The sequence below is a fragment of the Dietzia sp. DQ12-76 genome, assembly GCF_014145045.1.
In the GTDB taxonomy this organism is placed as follows: Bacteria; Actinomycetota; Actinomycetes; order Mycobacteriales; family Mycobacteriaceae; genus Dietzia.
In genome coordinates this window covers 1-4425 of the sequence record NZ_JAALDV010000085.1, presented here as the reverse complement: position 1 = coordinate 4425, position 4425 = coordinate 1, and the positions used below count along the sequence as shown (strand labels likewise).

Annotated in this window: 5 protein-coding genes; 2 read left to right on the top strand and 3 right to left on the bottom strand. The window is 70.7% G+C overall.

The window, feature by feature from the left end; all coding sequences use genetic code 11:
- Together G6019_RS04125 and G6019_RS04120 are read right to left on the bottom strand one after the other, a co-directional pair.
- Nucleotides 1-611: HesA/MoeB/ThiF family protein (locus G6019_RS04125; RefSeq protein WP_309230152.1), on the bottom strand; the 611-nt coding region annotated here is incomplete at its 3' end.
- The gene (locus G6019_RS04120; protein ID WP_194305441.1) at nucleotides 608-1651 is read right to left on the bottom strand and encodes a DUF3152 domain-containing protein; all 1044 of its coding nucleotides are present in this window, start codon (nucleotides 1649-1651) and stop codon (nucleotides 608-610) included. The genes G6019_RS04125 and G6019_RS04120, both read right to left, overlap by 4 nt.
- Nucleotides 1652-1819: 168 nt before the next feature.
- Here G6019_RS04120 and G6019_RS04115 point away from each other — a divergent pair, with 168 nt between their 5' ends.
- Nucleotides 1820-2509: a TetR/AcrR family transcriptional regulator gene (locus G6019_RS04115; protein ID WP_182612383.1), complete on the top strand. Its 690-nt coding sequence runs from the start codon at nucleotides 1820-1822 to the stop codon at nucleotides 2507-2509.
- On the opposite strand, the gene G6019_RS04110 is transcribed toward G6019_RS04115, so the two are convergent.
- Complete coding sequence (locus G6019_RS04110; RefSeq protein ID WP_107755955.1) at nucleotides 2506-2733, bottom strand: DUF3107 domain-containing protein; 228 nt, start codon at nucleotides 2731-2733, stop codon at nucleotides 2506-2508. The two genes, G6019_RS04115 and G6019_RS04110, sit on opposite strands and share 4 nt — an antisense overlap.
- 290 nt (nucleotides 2734-3023) lie before the next feature.
- On the opposite strand from G6019_RS04110, the gene G6019_RS04105 reads away from it, so the two are divergent.
- On the top strand, nucleotides 3024-4425 hold a 1402-nt coding region (locus G6019_RS04105), incomplete at its 3' end, for a DEAD/DEAH box helicase (protein WP_182627088.1).

Here is a 4425-nt window from a genome sequence, read left to right as displayed (position 1 = left end):
GGCGGCGGGGCCGGGTAGAGGTCCCGGAGGGTGACGGGGTCCGCGGGCGTGGGCGGACGGGACCAGAAGACGGCGAGTTGGGCCCGGAAGCGGTCGATGGTCCCCCAGACGACCGGGATCCCGGCGATCTCGCAGGCATCCGAGACGAGGTAGCGCGTCGAGAAGTTGTCGCTGCCGTCGACCACCAGATGGTGGCCCTCGAGCAGAGCATCGATGTTCAGCGCGTCGAGTCGGGCGTGGACGGCCTCCACCCTCACTCCGGGCGCCAGCTCGGCCAGTCTCTCCCGGGCGGACTCGACCTTGGGTCGGCCGATCGCCGGCACGGAGTGGATCACCTGCCGGTGCAGGTTGCCCTGGTCGACCTCGTCGTCGTCGATCACGGTGATGCGCCCGACGCCCGCCGCGGCGAGGTACATCAGGACCGGCGCGCCGAGGCCTCCCGCCCCCACCACGAACACCGACGCGGCACGCAGACGACGCTGCCCCTCGTCACCGACGGCCTCCAACAGAAGATGCCGGGAATAGCGGGCGCGCTCCTCCGCCGTCAGAGAGGGCACCGGGGGCACGAGGGGCGGGAGCGCTCCGGTGCCGTCACCGGCCACGGGGGTCACCGGTTCACCGGCGGGCCGTCGGGGTACGGCCACGCGTTGTAGAGGCAGGTGTCGTCGTTGTCCGGGACCACGCCCTCGTTGTCGAGGACGAAGATCTCGTGGTTGGCGACCCCGAGGGTCTGTTGCATCATGATCGGCGCGAGCGCCCCGTCCGCGGGGCACGGTTCGTGGTCCGGGTAGCCGATGGCGTGGCCGACCTCGTGGTTGACGAGGTACTGCCGGTAGGAACCGATGTCGCCCTGGAAGGACCGCGCGCCGCGGATCCACCGGGCGAGATTGAGGTAGACCCTGTCGGTGGACGGGTTGTAGCAGCTGGTCTCGAGCTCGATCTCGTAACCGCAGTTCTCACGGACGGTGCGGGGACTGGCCAGGCTCACCCGGAACGCGGGCTCGTCACCGGACGTGCGCTGGAACGCCACCGCCCCGTCCGCCGTCCAGCTCTTGGGGTTGGCCAACGTTGCGTCCACCATCCGGGCCACCGAGTCGTCGCCTCCGAAATCCGTCGTGTCGATGCCCTCCTCGACCTCGACGGTGTAGGTGAACTGCTCGGCCTCGGGACGCCCCACGCGGTCCGTGCCCCCGGGCACCACCCGGAACACGCCCTCGCCGGCCTCCTCGAACGGCCCCCCGTCCGGCAGCTCCCCGCTCGGGGGCACCTGTCCCCGCGGCGGCTCCCCCATCAGCGCGGGAGTCTCCGCCGTCTCCCCCACGCCGTCGCCGTCGTCCGGACCGGCACCCGTCACGGAGTCGGCGATCACGAGCGCGGTGAGCACCACCAGAACCGGGATCGCGTACGCGCGCCACCCCCACGTGGTGAAGAACCGGCCGACAGGGCTCTGTTTGCGCAGATGGTCTCTGGCGCCGGGGACCGAACGGCGACGCCCGGGGGTTCTCTCCGCCTCGGGATCCCAGGGAGCGCGCAGCGGCTCACCGTGCGGAGGGTAGTACGGAGTACTGTGCCCGCGCTGGCCCGGAACGCCACCCCGAGCGGTGGGCTCGGCGTCGACATCGTTCGACATCCGGCGACGGCCGTCGCTCATCCGCGCCTCCACGTCCGCTCCGGTCAGGCCCGCGTCAGGCCCGAGTGATGGTCTCCACGATTCCACATCCCGAGGTGGTCGCCTTCTCCGGCACTCCGAGGGTACGGGTATTGTGCGTCAGGCCCGGTCGACCGTCGACCCGACGTCCGGGAGGACAGGAGCCAGACGATGACAAGCCCGGGCGGACCGTTTCCGACGGCTCCGGGGCGCGCCAGGGCCACCCGGCTGCCCCGCGGAGCCCGACGCCGGCAGCTCCTCGACGCCGCGGGGGCCGTCTTCGTCGACCAGGGCTTCCACTCCTCGGGGATGGACGACATCGCCGTCCTCGCCGGCGTCTCCAAGCCTGTGCTCTACCAGCACTTCAACTCCAAGCGGGACCTGTACATCGAGGTCCTGCGTCACCACGTGGACGAGCTGCTCGGCCGCATCCGGGCGGCGCTCGACTCGACCTCCGACAACCGGCGCCGTGTCGAGGCCGCCGTGGACACGTTCTTCGCGTACGCCGATTCCGATACCAAGGGTTTCCGCCTGGTGTTCGCCTCCGAGTCCGGCGACGAGGACGTCCGGCGCGAACTCGACCGCGCCACCGACGGCTGCATCGACGCCGTACACGACCTGGTTCGGGGCGATTCCGGGCTCGACGCGCACCGGTCGCGACTGCTCGCGGTGGGCCTGGTGGGGGCGAGTCGGGTGAGTGCCGGGCACTGGCTCGACGCGGGCCGACCGATCTCCCGCGCCGACGCCGTCTCCACGACGGTCACCCTGTGCTGGGGTGGACTGTCGAAGATCCCCCGCCAGGGCGGGGATCGTTCCGCCAACGACGCCCACCCGCAGGATTCCCGCGCCCACGACTCCTAGGAGAGGAATCCCACCGGGCGGCGCGCCGATTCGCCGATCTCGACGTAGGCGACCCTGTCGGTCGACACGAGATAGCGACGGCCCTTCTCGTCGTCCAGCTCCAGGACCGCCTTGCTCTCCGCGGTGAGAGCGGCCTCGACGCGGGCGTGCACGTCCTCCGGCTTCATGCCGGTCTTGAACACGAGCTCGCGATTGCTGTCGGCGATGCCGATCTTGACCTCCACGGTTACTGCCCTTCTCATCGTCGGCGCCTGTCACGCCATCGTCGGTGTTGCGTGGGACCCAGGCTAGCCCGGACCCTGTGCACCGGGGCGCCACGGGATAGGGTGGGTGCACGTGGATCACACCCGCGCCCGGCCCGTAGTCCGGGCCCCGCACCGAGGATCCACGTGGAAATGTGCGCGCGCCCCGCTCGCCGAGGCCCTCTCTACGACACGGCCCGACCATCCGCGCGCGAGACGAGAAAGGCACCGCCCTGTCCACCACCGATGTGACCACCAGCGAAATCGACGGCATGGCCACGACGACGGCCGTCGTCGACGCCCCGTCCTCCGATTCTTCCCCCAGCTTCGCCGAACTCGGGGTCCGTCCCGAGATCGTCACCGCGCTCGGTGAGCGAGGCATCACCCACACCTTCGCCATCCAGGAACTGACCCTGCCGCTGGCCCTCGCCGGTTCCGACCTGATCGGCCAGGCCCGCACGGGGATGGGCAAGACCTACGGGTTCGGCGTACCGCTCCTGCACCGCATCTCCACGGGCGAGGTGACCCGGGAACTCGACGGCACGCCACGAGCCCTGGTCATCGTGCCCACCCGCGAGTTGTGCGTCCAGGTCACCCAGGACCTCAAGATCGCCGCCACCGGGCTCACCGCCCCGGGCCGGTCGGGGACCCGCCCGCTCAAGGTGCTGTCCATCTACGGTGGCACCCCCTATGAGCAGCAGACCGACGCTCTCGAGAAGGGCGTCGACGTGGTGGTGGGGACCCCCGGGCGACTGCTCGACCTCGCCAACCAGTCGAAGCTGGTGCTCGGCAAGGTCGAGGTGCTCGTCCTCGACGAAGCCGACGAGATGCTCGACCTGGGCTTCCTGCCGGACATCGAGAAACTGCTCCGGATGGTGCCCGACCAGCGTCAGACCATGCTCTTCTCGGCCACCATGCCGGGACCGATCATCACCCTGGCCCGCACGTTCCTCACCAAGCCCACGCACATCCGGGCGGAGGCGGCCGACTCCGGCGCCACGCACGAGAACACCACCCAGTTCGTCTATCGCGCGCACTCCATGGACAAGCCCGAGGTGGTCTCGCGAATCCTGCAGGCCGAGGGACGCGGCGCCACGATGATCTTCTGTCGCACCAAGCGCACGGCACAGAAGGTGGCCGACGACCTGGCCGAGCGGGGATTCCGGGTGGGGGCGATCCACGGAGACCTGGGCCAGGGCGCGCGCGAGAAGTCGCTGACGGCCTTCAGGTCCGGGGACGTCGACGTCCTCGTGGCGACCGACGTGGCGGCGCGCGGCATCGACGTCGACGACGTCACCCACGTCATCAACTACCAGTGCCCCGAGGACGAGAAGACCTACGTCCACCGGATCGGTCGTACCGGACGAGCCGGACGGAAGGGGGTCGCGGTCACGCTCGTCGACTGGGACGACCTCCCGCGCTGGGGCCTGATCGACAAGGCGCTCGGCCTCGGCCACGGCGAGCCCGCCGAGACCTATTCGACGTCTCCTCACCTCCGGACCGACCTCGGCATCCCGGAGGGCGCGGGGGGCCGGATCGGGGCCGCGACCGGGACCGGTTCCGGTCGTCGTCAGTCCGATCGCGACGCCCGGGGATCCGGGCGCGGATCCGGCACTCCCCGTCGGCGCACGCGATCCGGGCAGTCCGGGTCCTCCGGGTCCGGCGATGCGGTCG

Coding starts and splice junctions, on each gene's coding strand:
- G6019_RS04120 (WP_194305441.1), bottom strand. CDS start 1,651: ATGAGCGACGGCCGTCGCCGGATGTCGAACGATGTCGACGCCGAGCCC.
- G6019_RS04115 (WP_182612383.1), top strand. CDS start 1,820: ATGACAAGCCCGGGCGGACCGTTTCCGACGGCTCCGGGGCGCGCCAGG.